15 protein-coding genes are annotated in these 17,713 nt (G+C 42.6%); 10 read left to right on the forward strand and 5 right to left on the reverse strand.

Translation table 11 applies throughout. From position 1 onward, the window contains the following. Positions 1-8: 8 nt before the first annotated feature. The 7 genes from fabG to H8S37_RS02000 all read left to right on the forward strand — a co-directional run bounded on the left by fabG (position 9) and on the right by H8S37_RS02000 (position 8,115). A complete protein-coding gene (gene fabG / locus H8S37_RS01970; protein WP_186874375.1) occupies positions 9-752 on the forward strand; it encodes a 3-oxoacyl-ACP reductase FabG in 744 nt (247 codons plus the stop codon). Between the two features lie 95 nt (positions 753-847). After that, positions 848-1,690: a 3-hydroxyacyl-CoA dehydrogenase family protein gene (locus H8S37_RS01975; protein ID WP_186874376.1), complete on the forward strand. Its 843-nt coding sequence runs from the start codon at positions 848-850 to the stop codon at positions 1,688-1,690. A gap of 63 nt (positions 1,691-1,753) precedes the next feature. After that, the gene (locus H8S37_RS01980; RefSeq protein ID WP_186874377.1) at positions 1,754-2,935 is read left to right on the forward strand and encodes a thiolase family protein; all 1,182 of its coding nucleotides are present in this window, start codon (positions 1,754-1,756) and stop codon (positions 2,933-2,935) included. A gap of 358 nt (positions 2,936-3,293) precedes the next feature. Further along, a complete protein-coding gene (gene hypB, locus H8S37_RS01985; RefSeq protein WP_186874378.1) occupies positions 3,294-3,974 on the forward strand; it encodes a hydrogenase nickel incorporation protein HypB in 681 nt (226 codons plus the stop codon). Next, on the forward strand, positions 3,971-6,688 hold the full coding sequence (locus tag H8S37_RS01990; RefSeq protein WP_186874379.1) for an FAD-dependent oxidoreductase: 2,718 nt from the start codon (positions 3,971-3,973) through the stop codon (positions 6,686-6,688). Before hypB ends, H8S37_RS01990 begins: the two co-directional genes overlap by 4 nt. Beyond that, positions 6,681-7,025 carry a hydrogenase maturation nickel metallochaperone HypA gene (locus H8S37_RS01995; RefSeq protein WP_186874380.1) on the forward strand — a complete coding sequence of 115 codons (345 nt, stop codon included), beginning with the start codon at positions 6,681-6,683 and terminating at the stop codon, positions 7,023-7,025. Before H8S37_RS01990 ends, H8S37_RS01995 begins: the two co-directional genes overlap by 8 nt. A gap of 43 nt (positions 7,026-7,068) precedes the next feature. Then, positions 7,069-8,115: a DUF5692 family protein gene (locus tag H8S37_RS02000; RefSeq protein WP_186874381.1), complete on the forward strand. Its 1,047-nt coding sequence runs from the start codon at positions 7,069-7,071 to the stop codon at positions 8,113-8,115. Positions 8,116-8,211: 96 nt separating this feature from the next. Here H8S37_RS02000 and H8S37_RS02005 read toward each other — a convergent pair whose 3' ends face one another. Then, complete coding sequence (locus H8S37_RS02005) at positions 8,212-8,919, reverse strand: FadR/GntR family transcriptional regulator (RefSeq protein ID WP_186874382.1); 708 nt, start codon at positions 8,917-8,919, stop codon at positions 8,212-8,214. A gap of 178 nt (positions 8,920-9,097) precedes the next feature. On the opposite strand from H8S37_RS02005, the gene H8S37_RS02010 reads away from it, so the two are divergent. Together H8S37_RS02010 and H8S37_RS02015 are read left to right on the forward strand one after the other, a co-directional pair. Further along, positions 9,098-9,991, forward strand: coding sequence for a tyrosine-type recombinase/integrase (locus tag H8S37_RS02010; RefSeq protein ID WP_186874383.1), 894 nt, complete (start codon positions 9,098-9,100; stop codon positions 9,989-9,991). A gap of 103 nt (positions 9,992-10,094) precedes the next feature. Further along, entirely contained in the window at positions 10,095-10,421 is a 327-nt protein-coding gene (locus H8S37_RS02015; protein ID WP_186874384.1) for a cupin domain-containing protein, read from the forward strand. Between the two features lie 470 nt (positions 10,422-10,891). Here H8S37_RS02015 and H8S37_RS02020 read toward each other — a convergent pair whose 3' ends face one another. Genes H8S37_RS02020 through aroC form a run of 4 tightly spaced genes read right to left on the reverse strand, consistent with a single transcriptional unit; the run spans position 10,892 to position 15,755 of the window. Next, positions 10,892-12,772: an extracellular solute-binding protein gene (locus tag H8S37_RS02020; RefSeq protein WP_330604804.1), complete on the reverse strand. Its 1,881-nt coding sequence runs from the start codon at positions 12,770-12,772 to the stop codon at positions 10,892-10,894. Continuing rightward, positions 12,772-13,587, reverse strand: coding sequence for an ABC transporter permease (locus H8S37_RS02025; protein ID WP_186874385.1), 816 nt, complete (start codon positions 13,585-13,587; stop codon positions 12,772-12,774). The genes H8S37_RS02020 and H8S37_RS02025 overlap by 1 nt, the downstream gene beginning before the upstream one ends. Continuing rightward, positions 13,577-14,650, reverse strand: coding sequence for an ABC transporter ATP-binding protein (locus H8S37_RS02030; protein ID WP_186874386.1), 1,074 nt, complete (start codon positions 14,648-14,650; stop codon positions 13,577-13,579). Before H8S37_RS02030 ends, H8S37_RS02025 begins: the two co-directional genes overlap by 11 nt. Further along, positions 14,640-15,755, reverse strand: a complete 1,116-nt coding sequence (gene aroC / locus H8S37_RS02035; RefSeq protein WP_186874387.1) for a chorismate synthase — start codon at positions 15,753-15,755, stop codon at positions 14,640-14,642. Before aroC ends, H8S37_RS02030 begins: the two co-directional genes overlap by 11 nt. 287 nt (positions 15,756-16,042) lie before the next feature. Between aroC and H8S37_RS02040 the strand changes: the two genes are divergently transcribed. Next, the gene (locus H8S37_RS02040) at positions 16,043-17,710 is read left to right on the forward strand and encodes a L,D-transpeptidase family protein (protein ID WP_243207039.1); all 1,668 of its coding nucleotides are present in this window, start codon (positions 16,043-16,045) and stop codon (positions 17,708-17,710) included. Positions 17,711-17,713: the final 3 nt, after the last annotated feature.

Here is a 17,713-nt window from a genome sequence, read left to right on the forward strand (position 1 = left end):
TAAGAAAAATGAGACTGGAAGGAAAAGTAGCAATTGTAACAGGAGCAGGCAGAGGACTTGGGCGCGGAATCGCTGTGAAGCTGGCGGAGGAAGGCGCAAAGGTGATTGCGGCAGATATGGCTCCCGCGGAAGAAACCGTGAAACAAATCAAAGAAACGGGAGGAGAAGCCTCTGCATATACGGTGAATGTGGCAAAACAGGAAGAAGTACAATCTATGGTGCAGTTTGCGATCGATACATATGGTAAGTTAGATATTATGGTGAATAATGCCGGAATTAACAGGGATGGCATGCTGCATAAGATGCCGGTAGAAAACTGGAATACAGTGATTGACGTGGATTTGACAGGAACCTTTTATGGAACACAGGAAGCTGTAAAATATATGCGTGAGAAAGGTTATGGAAGAATCATTAATATTTCGTCGGGAAGCTGGCTTGGAAATGTCGGACAGGCAAATTATGCGGCGGCAAAAGCGGGCGTTGTGGGGCTTACAAAGACAGCGGCGCGAGAAAATGCACGAAAGGGTATTACCTGCAATGTGATATGTCCAGGGTTTATTGAAACAGATATGACACTGAAGTTAAAAGAAGTAAATGACGGAGCAGCATGGGAGAGTATGATGAAGAGAATTCCCGCAGGATATGCAGGAAAACCTTCAGATGTAGGAAATATGGTAGCCTTCCTTGCATCTGACGAGGCGGCCTATATTACATCAGAAGTGATCAATGTAGGCGGTGGAATGATCGTATAAGGAAACTATATACCCTAAGGGTGCACCGCAATACATTCCCTTAGGGAAGGCGGGCTTTGGCCGACAAGGTATGACAATCAGACAGGAGGAGAAAAATGAGGATTTCAGTAATCGGAGCAGGACTAATGGGCAGTGGAATTGCCCAGACATGCGCGCAGGCTGGATACGAAGTCGTAAATATCGACGTGTTTGAACCGGCAATAGATAAGGCGAAGACGAATATCGAGAAATTGTTTGCGCGGAAGATCGAAAAAGGTAGTATGACGGAAGACGAAAAGGAGAAGATTCTATCAAAAATATCATACAGCAGCCAGATGGAAGCGGTAAAGGGCAGTGCGATCGTTGTGGAAGCTGTGCCGGAAAAAATAGATTTAAAGAAAACGGTTTTTGAGCAGCTTGATAAGATTGCAGATGCAGACGCAATTCTGGTTTCCAATACTTCAGGACTTAGTATTTCTGAAATGGCGGCGGCGACGATGCGGCCTCATAAAGTCATGGGTGTACATTTCTTCTATCCGGCGCCGGTGATGAAACTGGCGGAATTGATCCGCGGGATTGCGACGGACGAGGATACCTACAACAAAGTCAGAGAGTTTGCTGTCAGTCTTGGCAAGACGGTAGTAGATGCACCGGAGTATCCTGGCTTTATTGTGAACCGTATTTTGGTTCCTATGCAGAATGAAGCAGCTTTTATGGTAATGGAAGGGTGCAAGCCAGAGGATGTAGACAATGCTATGAAGCTAGGGGCGAATCATCCCATGGGGCCATTGGAGCTGACGGATTTTGTGGGAGTGGATGTGATGCTGGCAACCATGACAGGGCTTTATAATGGTTTTCACGACAGCAAGTACAGACCGTGTCCACTTCTTGAGACAATGGTGAAAGCAGGACATCTGGGAAGAAAAAGCGGACAAGGATTTTATAAATACAACAAATAAGAGAGCGAAAAGCAATAACAGTTAGAAATAGAAGAAAGAGTGGAAAATGAAAGGAGAAGAAATATGAGAGAAGTAGTGATTGTCAGTGGAGTAAGACTTCCGGTGGGAAGTTTTGGGGGAAGCTTGAAAAATATTTCTGCTATTGACATGGGGGCAATGGTGGTAAAAGAAGCGGTAAACCGCGCAGGAATAGAACCATCAGAGGTAGATGAAGTAGTGATCGGACAGGTGGGGGAAATCGCTGAAAATGGATTTGTGGCAAGAGCGATCAGCTTAAAAGCAGGAATGCCAAAAGAGACGACTGCATATTCCGTTAACCGCCAATGTGGTTCGAGCCTGCAGGCGATCGCAGAAGCTGTGATGGAAATTCAGACAGGGCAGGCGGATGTAGTGGTTGCCGGAGGCGCGGAGAGTATATCCCAGCTTCCTTATTACGTAAAGGATGCGCGTTGGGGAGCGAGGATGGGACATAAAGTGTTTGAGGACGGAGTGATTGATATCCTCACTTGGCCTCTTGATGGAAACCATAACGGTGTAACGGCGGAAAATGTGGCACAAAAATACCAGGTGACAAGAGAAGAACAGGATGAATTTGCCCTGGAAAGTCATCGGCGTGCTTGTGAGGCGATCAAAGAAGGAAAATTTAAAGAAGAGATTCTGCCAGTGGAACTAAAAGACAGGAAAGGAAATGTAACAATTTTTGATACAGATGAAGGACCAAGAGACGGACAGACAATAGAGAAACTGGCAAAATTAAGGCCTTGCTTTGTAAAAGACGGAACAGTCACCGCGGGTAATTCTTCCAGTTTAAATGACGGGGCGGCTGCGGTCGTGGTTATGGCGAAAGAAAAGGCAGAAGCGCTGGGAGTTATTCCAAAGCTGAAGATAGAAGGATATGCGGTTGCGGGATTTGACGCGGAGCTGATGGGATACTCTCCGAAGTTCTCCAGCGAAAAACTGGCGGAAAAATTAGAGATTAACCTAAAAGACATTGATATGTTTGAGATAAATGAGGCATTTGCAAGCCAGGCGTATGCAGTCAGAAGAGATCTGGGACTGGATCCGGAAAAAGTCAATATATATGGAGGCGGTATTTCTATCGGACATCCGATTGGCGCAACAGGAGTGATCCTGACAGTGAAAGTGCTGTATGAATTGATGAGGACGGATAAAAAGGATGCCATGATCAGTATGTGTATAGGCGGCGGACAAGGAATCTCCATGTATTTTACAAAGTGTGAATAAATAAGAAAGTCAGTATAGAGTATAAGAGAATACAAAATAAGACAAGAAAAGGTATCGGTAATTCTGTTTTAGGAACTGCCGATACCTTTTTATAATACAAGGGAAGTTTTCTTATATCATAACAAGGTTCTTATTCAAAATTATGATGCGTATAAGAAGCTGTAACGGGTTTATTTGATATGGATTTGGTTATACCAGATACCAAAAATGAAATTTTCGTATTTTATAAAAATTAATCGAAAATTTACTTGAAAAATGTACAATAATTATTCGAATAATTGACAAAAATTGTGCGTAATAGTATAATGATAAAAAAGTAACAAAATCTGGTATAACCAATATGGAGAGGGGCGAAGGAATGGAAAAATTTAAAGTTCTGGAGATCAAGCAGAGTGTTTTTGCCGACAATGACAGGAGAGCAGAAGAAGTCAGAACGACATTAAAGGAAAAAAAGGTGTTTCTGTTAAACCTGATGGCGTCCCCTGGTGCGGGTAAGACAACGACATTGGTTCGGACAATCGAACATTTGAAAGAAAAAATACGCATTGGAGTTATGGAAGCGGATATTGATTCAGATGTGGATGCCCAGACGGTTGCCGGACTTGGAGTAAAGACGATTCAATTGCATACGGGTGGAATGTGCCACCTGGATGCGGATATGACGATGCAGGGATTAGACGGACTTCAGGCGGAGGACACAGACCTTGTTATTCTGGAGAATGTAGGAAATCTGGTCTGTCCTGCGGAATTTGACACAGGTGCTGTAAAAAATGCGATGATTCTAAGTGTGCCGGAGGGAGATGACAAACCATTAAAATACCCGCTTATGTTTTCTGTCTGTGATGTGGTACTGATCAATAAGATCGATGTAATGCCATATTTTGACTTTGACATGGAAAGATGCAAGGAAAATATACGAAAGAGAAATCCGAAAGCGGAAATTATTCCTGTTTCTGCGAAGACAGGGGAAGGAATAGAAGCGTGGTGTAAATGGCTTCAAAGAGAGGTAGAAATATTTAAGGAGGTGGAAAAAGTATGAGCGAAGAACGAGAAAAGATTCTGAAGCTGGGGCAGATGATTACGGACAGAATCGGGCATAAGGTGACCGTGGAGGATCCGGAATACTGGGGCCTTGCCAGTGTGGTGACAGATGAGATGGCAGAGGTGGCACTCAAGATGAAGGTGCGTAAGCCTATGACATTAAAGCAACTGGCGGCAGTGACGAAAAAAGAGGAAAAGGAACTGGAGAACCTGCTGCATGAAATGTGTGTTGTCGGGCTTTTGGAGTATAACTGGGAGAATCCGGCGCACGAAAAACAGTATGTTCTGCCAATGTTTGTGCCAGGAAGTGCAGAATTTACGAATATGAATAAAGAGCAGCTTGAGAAGCATCCAGAACTGGGACGTTTCTTTGAACGAATGTCAAGACTGCCTCTCGAGAAGGTGACTCCAATGGTGCCTCCGGGCGGGGCTGGGATTGGTATGCACGTTATTCCGGTAGAAAAGGCAATTGAGATGGAAAATCAGTCAGCAGATATAGAACATATTTCTCATTGGCTGAAAAAGTACGACGGTAAATATGCGGCAAGTCCTTGTTCCTGCAGGATGTCCAGACAGACATTTGATGAAGGGTGTGCGGATGATCCGGAAGACTGGTGTATCGCAGTAGGAGACATGGCAGATTATGTAGTGGAGACCAATAAAGGCGGACGCTATATTACATATGACGAAGTGATGGAAATACTGAAACGGGCGGAGGACAACGGCTTTGTCCATCAGATAACGAATATTGACGGAGAGAACAAGATATTTGCTATTTGTAACTGTAATGTCAATGTCTGCTATGCACTGCGCACTTCCCAACTCTTTAATACACCGAATCTGTCTCGTTCTGCCTATGTGGCGCGGGTAACGAAAGAGGACTGTGTGGCATGTGGGCGGTGTGTGGAATATTGTCCGGCGGGAGCTGTCAAATTAGGGCAGAAGCTCTGTACGAAAGACGGCCCTGTAATCTATCCGAAACAGGAACTTCCGGATCGTGTAAAATGGGGACCGGAAAAATGGGATGAAGAATACCGCGACAACAACCGTATTAATTGCTATGATACGGGGACTGCTCCATGTAAGACTGCCTGTCCGGCGCACATTGCTGTGCAGGGATATTTGAAGATGGCAGCACAGGGGAGATATAAGGAAGCACTTGCCTTGATCAAGAAAGAAAATCCATTCCCTGCGGTATGCGGGCATGTCTGTAACCGAAGATGTGAGGATGCATGTACAAGGGGAACGGTAGACGAAGCGGTGGCAATTGACGAAGTGAAAAAGTTCATTGCAAGAAAAGATCTGGATGCAAAGGAACGATACATTCCCCCGATTATACCGCCGACCACAGGAAGGCTGTTTACAGAAAAAATCGCGATTGTCGGAGCCGGCCCCGCTGGATTAAGCTGCGCGTTTTATCTGGCTGAGAAAGGATATAGACCGACTGTATTTGAGAAAAATGAACGGCCTGGCGGCATGCTGGTCTATGGGATTCCGTCTTTCAAATTAGAAAAGGATGTAGTGGACGCGGAAATTGACGTTATCAAAGAGATGGGCGTGGACATTCGCTGCGGCGTTGAGGTAGGCAGGGATATTACGCTGGAAGAATTACGCGCGCAGGGATACAAGGCATTTTATATAGCAATCGGATGCCAGGGCGGAAAAATGGCGGGAATACCGGGAGAAGATGCAGACGGCGTTATGACAGCGGTAGATTTTTTAAGAAAAGCGGCAGAAGAAACGCCGGAAATGAAAGGAAGAACCGTTGTTATCGGCGGTGGAAATGTAGCGGTGGATGTAGCTAGAACCAGTGTGCGCTGCGGTGCTTTTGAAGTGTGCATGTTTAGTCTGGAAAGCCGTGAGGAAATGCCGGCTTCTGTTGAGGAGATAAGGGAAGCAGAGGAAGAAAATATACAGATAAACTGCGGATGGGGACCAAAAGAAATACTGCAAAAAGAAGGAAACGTCTGTGGAATTGTCTTAAAAAAATGTGTCAGTGTATTTGATGAAACAGGCAGATTTTCCCCAAAATATGATGAGAAAGAGACGATTACAGTAGAATGTGAGCATGTATTTTTAAGTATCGGACAGAGTATCTTGTGGGGAGATTTATTAAGAGATTCTAAGGTAGAGTTGGGCAGGGGAAATGGCGCTGTGGCGGACGCCCTTACCTATCAAACAGCGGAACCAGATATTTTTGTAGGTGGGGATGTATATACCGGCCCCAAATTTGCAATCGATGCGATCGCGGCGGGAAAAGAAGGGGCAATTTCCATTCATCGCTTCGTACAGCCAAACAGCAGTCTGACGATTGGAAGAAACCGCAGAAAGTTTAAAGAGTTAGACAAAGAAAATATTGTTTTAGATGCTTATGATACCTCCTCCAGACAGATACCGGAAAAAGATACAAGTATAGATGCCAGATATTCCTTCAAAGATGTACAGAAAACATTTACAGAGGAACAGGTAAAGACAGAGACAGCAAGATGCCTAAGCTGCGGTGCGTCTATTGTGGATGAAAACAAATGTATTGGCTGCGGTGTATGTACTACAAAATGTGAGTTTGATGCAATTCATCTTTATAGAGAGCATCCAGAGTGCAGCAAGATGTATAAAGCGGAAGATAAGATGAAGGCAATTCTGCCCTATATGCTGAAACGAGAATTTAAAATCAGGTTCGGCAGGAAAGACAGGGGAAAAGAAAATGCATGAATTAGGAATTGTATTCCATATTATCAATAGTCTGGAAAAGATAGGAGAAGAAAACCAGCTAAAAGAAGTAGCCAGTGTGATATTGGAAATTGGGGAAGTCTCTGGTGTGGCAGATTCTTATCTAAAGGATTGTTGGAAATGGGCGGTGAAAAAGTCAGACTTGTTAAACGGGGCAGAGCTTCTAATAGAAGTGATTCCGGCAGTGACTTTTTGTGAGGATTGCAGCAGGACATATGAGACAGTAAAGTATGGAAAAACCTGCCCTTACTGTGCCGGGGAGCATACATATCTTATGACAGGGAATGAGTTTAACATCAAAGAGATAGAAGCCTGTTGACAAAGAAGAAAAGGCAGAGAGGAAAAGAAAAGGAGGAAGGAAGATGTTATTTCAGATTTATGGAGATAATGCCGGCTGGCAGCTTTTAGGGTGGCTCTTGGTATTCGCAGGGCTGATTTTGGCAAATGAAATTGCAAGGCGTACAAAGGCGGGAGGAATCTTTTGTTTTCTGATTCTTCCGGCTGCGCTGACTGTATATTTTATCGCTATATATGTAGGAGCAGCAAGCGGGGCCGAATGGGCGCTTAATAACCCTACTTATACGCATATGAACAGTTGGTTTCATTATGCAAAGCTCTATGCTGCAACGGCAGGCTGTATTGGCTTTATGATGCTGAAATATAAATGGAGCATTGGGAAAAAAGAGTGGTTTAAAATCTTTCCATTTCTGATTGTGGCGATCAATATCTTGATTGCAGTGGTAAGTGATTTTGAGTCTGGCATTCGGGGCGCAATGGCGCTCGCAGAACATGGAGACCGCTGGTGGCTCTCCTCAGAGAATGTATGGCTGTACGGCGGATGGTGGAACTGGGTCAATGGAATTGCTGGAATTCTGAACATTTTATGTATGACAGGCTGGTGGGGAATCTATTCCTCCAGAGATAAAAAAGATATGCTTTGGCCGGATATGACATTTTGCTTTATCATTGCGTATGATTTATGGAATTTCGAATATACCTACAATAACCTGCCGACGCATGCATGGTACTGTGGTCTGGCTCTTTTGCTTGCTCCTACGTTTGCCAATGCGTTATGGAACAAAGGCGGCTGGATACAAAACCGCGCCAATACACTGGCGCTTTGGTGTATGTTTGCACAGGTATTTCCACTATTTCAGGATGAAAGCCGTTTTACTACGATTTCTTCGGTATACACAGACGGCGTGATGAACGCAGCAGTGCGGCCGACATCTGCCGATCCGACCATGCAGGGGATTATCGCGATTCTAGCATTGGCGGCAAATGTGATTGTCCTGGCCGTGATTATCAAACGGGCAAAAGAACAAAAGAAAAACCCATACAAACAGGAAATCTTTACAGATCAAAGAGACTTCAAGCTGGCAATGGCAAGGGCAGAAGAACAGAAATAAATGCTCCGGCATTTTGTATCATCACAGAGGAGAACCTATTTTGGAATTAGCGGACAACTTATAAATAAGTGAACGTAGTCCTGAAAGGTTCTCCTCTTAATCGTAATAGATCTTCCATTCCCCATCAATACATTGTTCCATAGAATGTTCAATCCAGCAGACAGCGCCTTCGGTGTCGCGGTCGCGGATATACGTCCACATTTTATAATTGCTCTCATAAAGAGTCTGGATGCCGTATAAGTCACAGAAACGTTCCCACATGGTAAAAACAGGAGCACGAAAGGACTGAAATATCAAAGGCAGGAGAGTGTTTTTGGAGAGCAGAGCAAATTCGTGCTGAAACTCAAAGGCGTATTGGATAGCTTCAGATATGGTTTGTGCATAGTGAATATGTTCTACAATTTCAAAAAGAAGTTGAATTTCTTCATCTGTAATGCGGTCGATGCACAGTCTTGCAGCCAACGTATCCAATGCAATGCGGACTTCAAAAATGGAACGGATCTCTTCATTGCGGATGCGTCCGCCGTTGTACTTCATAATCGACATCAGTGTATCAAGCGTTCCTTTTCTCCGGTAGTCTGCTACATATGTTCCACTCCGAGGCTTCACGATCAGAAATCCCTTTTTTTCAAGCTCAGAGATTCCACTGTTTACAACGGCACGGCTGACCTGCATCATTTCAGAAAGCTGGCGTTCAGGCGGTAACTTTTCTCCAATTTTTAATTTGCCGGAGAGTATCATATGTTCTAATTGTTCTATAAAGAGCTCCTTGAGAGAAGGAGAGCTGATTTTTTGAAATTCCATAAAAATCCTCCTGCTGATTTTTTGTAAGTATACCTTTAAATTATAGCATATTTAAAAAGGCAGGGTACAAAGAATAGAAAAAATATTTGTATTGATAGAATTTATAATAAATGTTATAGTATGAATAATATAAATAACATATTTAAAAGATATAAACAAGGCAGGAGGAGGGCAGACAATGAGCCAAAACTTTCCGAATGAATTTGTCAATATGAATATATGGAAATTATTTTGCCTGCATTTTAAAAGCGAGACAACATCGCTTTCGTATTGGTCTGATATACAGGAATTTTGCCAGTTTACTGAAAAACCATTCGTAAAGACGGCGGAAGAGGATGTCAGGGCTTATTTTGAATTTTCAAAGGAGCGTGTAAAAAGAGGAAAAATCAGCGCACTTACCGCCACAAAAAAATTTCGGGAATTACATTCTTTTGCAGTATTTACAGCGGAAAAGGATGAAACTGCCGGAAGTACATTTCAGGATTATTTTTATCCATACTTGAAGGGAATGGCAAAGGATGAAAAGTTTGCACGTTATATTCCAATTGAGGATATGGATGCGCTTCTTGAAGCAGCCAAAGAGGACAGAATGGCCTATACGATTTTGACATTAATGTATCGGGCTGGACTATCCTCTAGTGAAATTGTTTCCTTAAATTCAGAAGAAAATTTTGCTTTATATGAGGAGGGTGCCTATGCGATTGTACAGGGAAGAAAGGAACCTTGTTATATTCCAGAGGATGCCTGGAACATATTAGAAAAATATATGAAGGGACGACAAAGATTTCAGAGCTTGTTTTATAACCGCAGCGGACGCAGGCTGAACAGTATGTATCTAAGCCGTATGATGAGAAAGTATACGAAGAAGGCAGGAATTCCTCCATACAGTGCACAGGCCGTAAGAAATACATGTGCATATAATTTGTTTGCGTATGGAGCGACCAAAGAACAGACAGCGGAACAGATGGGACGCACTACATTGCAGATTCAGCGCTACCGAGGAATAGGATACCGAGACAATTTAAAGAAGAAAGCAAACAGCCTTGTAAAGCTGAAAGTAGAAGAACCATAAGAAACTAGGGAGGCGGATTATAGTATAGATCCTCTGGACAGAGTATGCAAAAAAGTGCTAAAATTAAGAAAGTTATAAAATTATAAGAAAAGAGGGATCATCTATGAAAATAGAAAGAGTAGAAAACATGTGCGGCGGGGAAGGACATGTAATTATCAAACGTCTTTTAGGAGAGAAAGAATTAAACGGAAAATGTAAAATGTATGCGGAAGTGACTCTGGAGCATGGGTGCAGTCTGGGCTACCATGAACACCATCAGAATAGTGAAACGTATTATATTCTGTCAGGAGAAGGAGAGTACAATGACAATGGGAATATCCGTCCTGTAAAACCAGGAGATGTAACCTATACCCCAGATGGAAAAGGACATGCACTCAAAAATACAGGGATAGAGCCGTTAGTGTTTATGGCACTTATAATCTATGATTAGAATATACAACTAAGTGACAAAAGAGACGTGTGAAAGAGACGCTTTGCATCGTTCGTCAGGGCTTCGCCGAAATTCCTCACTCACGCAAAGCATCTCTTTCACACTTACACTTTCGCAGCTTAAGTTTATAGTTCTAGGCGGAAAAAATCGGCTTCACGCTGCTATACATTTCCAATTAGGAAGTAATATAGATACTTCTAAGTGGAGATTTATAGCAAAGCGAAGCCGATTTCTTTTTTTGTGAATTTCTGTGAGAAAGTTGCCTCTCAATAGATAACGGAAAAACTTCTGACTGGAAGTCTGTAGCAGTGGGAAGCCGGTTCTGTTCTGTCTGAAATTATAAACTTAAGCTGGCGAAAGTGTAAGCGAGGGAGGGCGTGTGTTGCAAAAGTGAGGAATCTCGGCGAAGCCCTGACGAACGTTGCAACACACGCCCTCCTGCGCGGATTATTTTTGTCAATTAACTTTATTTATTGGGATTTTACTTCTCTCCATAGTTGATTATAGAGTGTATCGTTTTCATCTCCGAGGAACTGGAAGGTTTCACAGTTTGTAAGCTGTGAAGGATCTGGAAAAGCGATGGTGCTGTTTCGGACAGATTCGTCCTCTATGAGTTCGCGCCCGGCAGTATTGGGGATGGAATAAGTAATATAGTCAAAATTCATTTTGGCAATGTCTGGACGACAGAGAAAATTGATGAACTTTTCAGCATTTTCTTTGTGCCTGGCATTTTCAGGAATTACCCAGGAATCAATCCAGAGATTAGAACCTTCTTTAGGAATTACATATTCCAAATCGGGATTTTCCATTTGGCAGTAAAGCGCTTCCCCAGAATAGATGACTCCGAGTGCTGCTTCATTTCCAATCATCTTGTCACGTACCTGATCTATGACATATGCCTGAACAAGAGGTTTCTGGGCGATTAATAATTTTTTGGCCGCCTCTAGTTCATCCAGATCCGTAGAATTCAGCGAATAACCTAAGTATTTCAAAGCAACGCCAAAAGCATCTCGGACACTATCCTGCATGAGTATATTATCTTCATATTTTTCATCCCAAAGGATTCCCCAACTGTCGACTGGTTCATCTACCATAGATTTATTATAGAGGATGCCAACAGTTCCCCATAGATAGGGAATAGAATATTTGTTCTCAGGATCGAATTGTTTAGACTGTTCCATATAAATATCCCCAATGTATTCCAGGTTGGGAATGTTATTATAATTTATCTCTGCAAGCAGATCGTTTTCAATCATACGTTGTACCATATAGTCAGAAGGACAGACCACATCATAGGCAATCGCACCGGACTGGACTTTAGGATACATGATTTCGTTTGTTTCATATTCTTCGTATACTACATCAATACCAGTCTCTTTCTCAAACATAGAGACAGCGTCCGGATCTAAATATTCTCCCCAGTTGTAAACAATAACTTGATTCTGCGTGGACATTTGATTCCGGGAATGATAGAATATTCCGCCGGCTGTAATGACGATTACCATAAGAGCCGGTACTGCCTTTTTGAATATAAGGCTGGAGATTTTGTGTATATGTGTAATTTTCCTACTTTTTTTCTTATCTTCTTTCTGTGTATCCGGTGTAAAGTTTACAAGAATCAGAAGAAGCAGTACGGTCAGAAACAGAATCGTGGACAGTGCATACATTTCTGGCTTAATTCCTTTTCTGACCTCGCTGTATATTTTCGTAGAAAGTGTATCAATCCCAGGCCCCTTGGTAAAATGGGTTATGACAAAATCATCTAAGGACATAGTAAAAGCCAAAAGAAATCCAGAAAAAACACCCGGAAGTATGTCAGGAAAGACCACCTTGTAAAACGCGTAAACAGGAGAAGCTCCTAAGTCGAGCGCTGCTTCATATATATTTTTATTTGTTTGTTTTAATTTTGGAAGCACACTTAATATGACATAAGGGATATTAAATGTAATATGAGCTAACAAAATAGTTGAAAACCCGAGTGTGAAGCGCCAAGCGATAAATAGAAGCATCAGGGAAATTCCAGTCACAATATCTGCATTGAGCATGGGAATATTTGTAATTCCCAGTAAAAATGTCCGAATTTTTGATTTCATCGCCTGCATGCCAATCGCAGCAGCAGTACCTAATACAGTAGCGATAAGAGCAGATAAGAGAGCAATAATCAAGGTTGTATATAACGCGTTCATAATATCTTGATTATGGAATAAAGAAAGGTACCATTTGCCGGTGAAGCCTCCCCATTTTGAACGGGTTTTTGTATTGTTGAAGGAAAGCACGATCAAGGTGGCGATAGGAGCGTACAGTAAAAGAAAGATAAGTGTCAGATAGATTTTTTTTGCTATATTTTTCATCAGAATGCATTTCCCTCCCCGTCTTTGTCATACTTGGCGATCAGAGCCATACTTGCGATGATAAAAATCATCAGTACGAGAGAGAGTCCGGAACCTGTATTCCAGTTACTCCCTTGTTTAAATTCCTGCTCGATGACATTGCCAATAAGCAGAATTTTACTTCCTCCAAGTAAATCAGAGATAACAAAAGTGGTAAGAGAAGGAACAAATACCATTGTAATTCCGCTGATGATGCCAGGAAGACTCAAAGGAAATATGATTTTTGTAAATGTCTGTATTGTATTTGCACCCAGGTCTCTGGCAGCAAAGATAACATCTCGATCAATTTTAACGAGGACATTATAAATAGGAAGTACCATAAAAGGAAGAAAATTGTAAACCATACCTAATATAATTGCGTAGGGAGTATTGATGATCGTCAGGGACGGCAGATGAAAAAAATGCAGTATATTGTTGAGGACTCCGTTTTTTTCCAGAAGATTCTGCCATGCCAGCGTTCGCAGAAGAAAATTCATCCACATAGGCAAAATAAAGATCAATACAATAAAACTGGATTGCCGCACCTTTTTTTCTGCCAGTATCATGGCAAGAGGATAGGCCAGAAGCAGGCAGATAAGAGTACTGCCCAAAGAAAGCAACAGAGAAAGACCGAGCGCCTTTAAGTTCTCGGGTGTTGTTATACGTGCCAGGTTTAACAGGGTAAACCCGCCTTCTTTATCTGTCAGTCCGTAATAGACAATCATGAAAAGCGGGATGATAACAAAAGATACAGACCAGAACAGGTACGGGCCTGTAAGTAATTTCCTACTCTTCAATTCCTACTGCCTCCTCATCCTCTGATTCTGGTTTTTTCATAATCTGTATATCAAAAGGATCGACTTTTATTCCTACTTCTGTTCCCACAGGAACCATATCTGTACTATGTACGAGAAGCTCATAGTTATTAGCAAGAACTTCCATTTCATAGTGAACTCCCTTAAAAATCAGATGAGTGACCACCCCTTCAATCGTGCCTTCTTCAGGCTTTACAAGGTCAATATCCTCTGGCCGGATCACCGCATCAACAGGAGTGCCGCGTCCAAATCCGACATCTACACACTTCCAGACGGAACCCAGCATTTTCACTACCTTATCTTGCACCATAGTTGCAGGAAGAATGTTGCTGTCACCGATAAAGTCAGCTACAAAGGCATTTTGAGGTTCATTGTAAATATCCTCTGGAGTACCAATTTGCTGAATGTATCCCTGATTCATAACAACAATGGTATCAGACATGGTAAGCGCTTCTTCTTGATCATGTGTGACATAGATAAAAGTGATTCCCAGCTCATTTTTTAGACGTATCAGCTCGTACTGCATATCTTGACGGAGCTTTAAATCAAGCGCGCCAAGGGGTTCGTCTAAAAGAAGGACTTTTGGCTCGTTGACAATAGCGCGGGCAATTGCAATACGCTGCTGCTGGCCGCCGCTTAGAGAATCTGCAAAACGTTCTTCATAGCCTTCCAGGTTTACGAGCTTGAGGGCGTATCGAATTTTATCTTGAATATAAGCCTTGGATTTTTTCTTTATTTTTAGTCCAAAAGCAATATTTTCAGCTATGGACATATGGGAAAACAGTGCATATTTCTGGAAAACAGTGTTCAACTGCCTGCGGTTGGGAGGCAGTTGATTGATATTTTTACCGTCAAAAATAATATTACCGGAGTCAGGTGTCTCAAACCCTCCTAATATACGCAATAGGGTAGTTTTACCGCAACCGCTTGGTCCTAGTAAAGTCAGAAATTCATTTTCGCGGATATAAAGATTTAGCTTGTCCAGAACTATAGTGCCGTCATAGGATTTTGTAATGTCTTGAATGTCAATCAGCTTATTCGACATTTTTATCCTCCGCATAAACTTTTTTTAAGTGTTTCATTTTACTGGATAAATTCTGCAAAAGAAGATCTGTTAAGGTAATTGCTGTCATAGATTCAATGACAACTACGGCACGGGGCACGATAACAGGATCATGTCGTCCATGTATGGAAATCTCGGTGTCTTGGCCGTCTATGGTAACTGTGTGCTGTTTGCGGGCAATAGACGAGGTGGGCTTTATACTTGCACGCAAAACCAGAGGAGAACCGTCGCTCATTCCTCCGAGGGTACCTCCGGAATGGTTGGTACGTTTCGAAACTTTCCCCTTATCCATGAAGAAGGGATCATTGTTTTCACTGCCGACTGCGGCAGCTACGGAGATTCCGTCGCCAATTTCCACTGCTTTGACAGCGCCTACGGACATGACTGCCTGCGCCAGAAGGGCGTCAAGCTTGTCAAAAACAGGTTCACCGATTCCAGCGGGAAGTCCTTTGGCGATACATTCGATAGTTCCACCGCTGGAATTCAGCTCTTTTATCAAAGTATCTAAGTATGCCTGTGCCTGTTGGGCTACTTCATTGTTAGGCATGAAGAGTGGATTCTCTTCAATTTCTGAAAAGTGATATGCATTTGCTTCAACTTTGTAGGGGCCAATGGATTTGGTATAGGCTTTTACGGTAATGCCAAGCTCCCTTAATATGAGAGAAGCAACTGCACCTGCGGCGACTCTTCCGATGGTCTCTCTTCCGGAAGAACGTCCGCCGCCTCTGTAGTCACGAAAACCGTATTTTTCTTGAAACGGATAATCTGCATGTCCCGGACGGTACGTGGCAGCAATGTTTCCATAGTCGCGGGAACGCTGATCTTTATTGCGCACGACCATGGAAATCGGGGTGCCTGTGGTATATCCTTCAAATACACCGGAAAGAATTTCTACAGTATCCGCCTCACTTCTTCTGGTTGTATATTTATTCTGACCGGGTTTACGTCTGTCTAAAAATGTCTGTATATCTGCTTCCGAAAGAGAAAGGCCGGCAGGACATCCGTCTACGATTACCCCGACGGCAGCACCGTGGGATTCCCCCCAGGTTGTAACGCGAAATATTTTGCCAAATGTAGAACCACTCATAGAAAACTCCTTTCTGACTGAAGCATGTTTTATGCTTCCCGCACACTGTATGGCTGAACTGATACAAACACATTATAAAGAAACTATCCTATGTTGACAAGAGTGGAATTATAAGAGCGAAAAATCACAGGTGCAACGAGTTTTGTATGGATATTATGTATATTTATTGAAAAAAATGTAAAATTGTTTTAAGAAAGTTTTAAGAAAGCAGATAATACTGTACTTTTTTGCAGTTTCGTACTATAATGGTGTCCAGATATTGAGTAAAAGAGAAGGAGCCCTACTATATGAGCGATAAGGACATAAAAAGGAAACATGTACCTACTTCTGAAGATGAAAATAAAACAAAGTCAAAAAGTAAAGAAATGCAGGAAGAAGCGTATTATCTAGATGATGACTTTGATGATGCAGACGGCGCAGAAGACGAAGTGTATGATGCGCACGAAGATGATGGATACGAAGATATAGAAATTTTAGGAGAAGACGATTTAGAGGATGACTTTTCTGAATCAGAAGAAAAGGAGAAAAAAGGGAAAAGACGCGGAGGAACAGGACGGAAAAAAGGCAAAAAGAAACCGTTGATTATCGGTGGGAGTATTCTTGGCGCACTGGCAGTTGTTTATATTGGAATTTCCATATTTTTTATGAGTCATTTCTTTGTAAATACAGAGATTAACGGACATGATTTCTCTGGAAAGTCAGCGGCGGATGTAGAAGCATATATGAAAGAACAGGTGAAGGATTATCAACTGGAGATTCTGGAAAAGGACAACCAGTCTGATATAATCGACGGAGATGACATTTCGCTGACATATGAAGAAAACTCCGATATTCAGGATGCATTGAAAAAGCAGAATGGTTTTCTGTGGCCGAAAGCATTTTTTGGAAAAAATACCCAAAAGGTGACTGTTGATGTATCTTATGATGAAGATGCGCTGAATACATTGATACAAAATTTAAAACCAGTAACGGTGGAGCAGACGCAGCCTGTATCTGCTGCTCCGAAGTTTGACGGCGAGAAGTTTGTCATAGAACCGGAAACTTATGGAACAGCTGTAAATATGGAGGTTTTGTCAGAAAAGATACACACGTATATCTCAGAATTTAAACCAAAGCTGGATATGAAAGAAGAAGGCTGCTATGCGGAACCAAAGTTTACATCAGAATCAAAGGAAGTACAGGCGGCATGTGATACGATGAATAATTACTGCAAGGCGAGCATCACATATACGATGGGAGAAGATGTCGTTGTAGATAAGGCTTTGATATCTGGATGGCTTACCGTGGACGGTGACATGAATGTAACCTTTAATACAGACGCGGTGAGGGCATGGCTGACGGAATTTGGAGATACCTATGATACGCAGGGAACTACGCGCACAATTACAACTCCGACGGGAAAGACTGCAGAAGTTTCGGGTGGGGACTATGGATGGTCTATAGATGAAGATACGGAATTTGAGGCTTTGACAAACAGTATTAAAAATGGTGAAACTGTGACAAAGGAGCCCGCTTACTACCAGACAGCGGCAGCACATGGAGCACAGGACTGGGGTACAACCTATCTGGAGGTAGATCTGTCTGCACAGCATATGTGGTATATTGTAGACGGAAATATTGCACTTGAGACGGACGTGGTAACAGGGGTTCCGATACCAGAAAAAATTACCCCTACAGGTGTATACTCCATTTTAGAAATAAGCCCAAATGAAACCCTGGTGGGAGAGATCGATCCTGCAACAGGAAAACCAGAGTACGAAACGCCGGTTGCATACTGGATGAGAGTGACATGGAGTGGCATCGGATTCCATGATGCTACCTGGCAGCCTGCGTTCGGCGGTACTTTGTATCAAGATGGGTTGGGATCCCACGGTTGTATTAATATGCCTCTGGATCAGGCAGGTGCTCTATTCAATATGCTGTCTTTAGGAACACCGGTTATCATCCACAACTAAGAC

It is taken from the genome of Mediterraneibacter hominis (assembly GCF_014287475.1).
In the GTDB taxonomy this organism is placed as follows: domain Bacteria; phylum Bacillota; class Clostridia; order Lachnospirales; family Lachnospiraceae; genus Mediterraneibacter; species Mediterraneibacter hominis.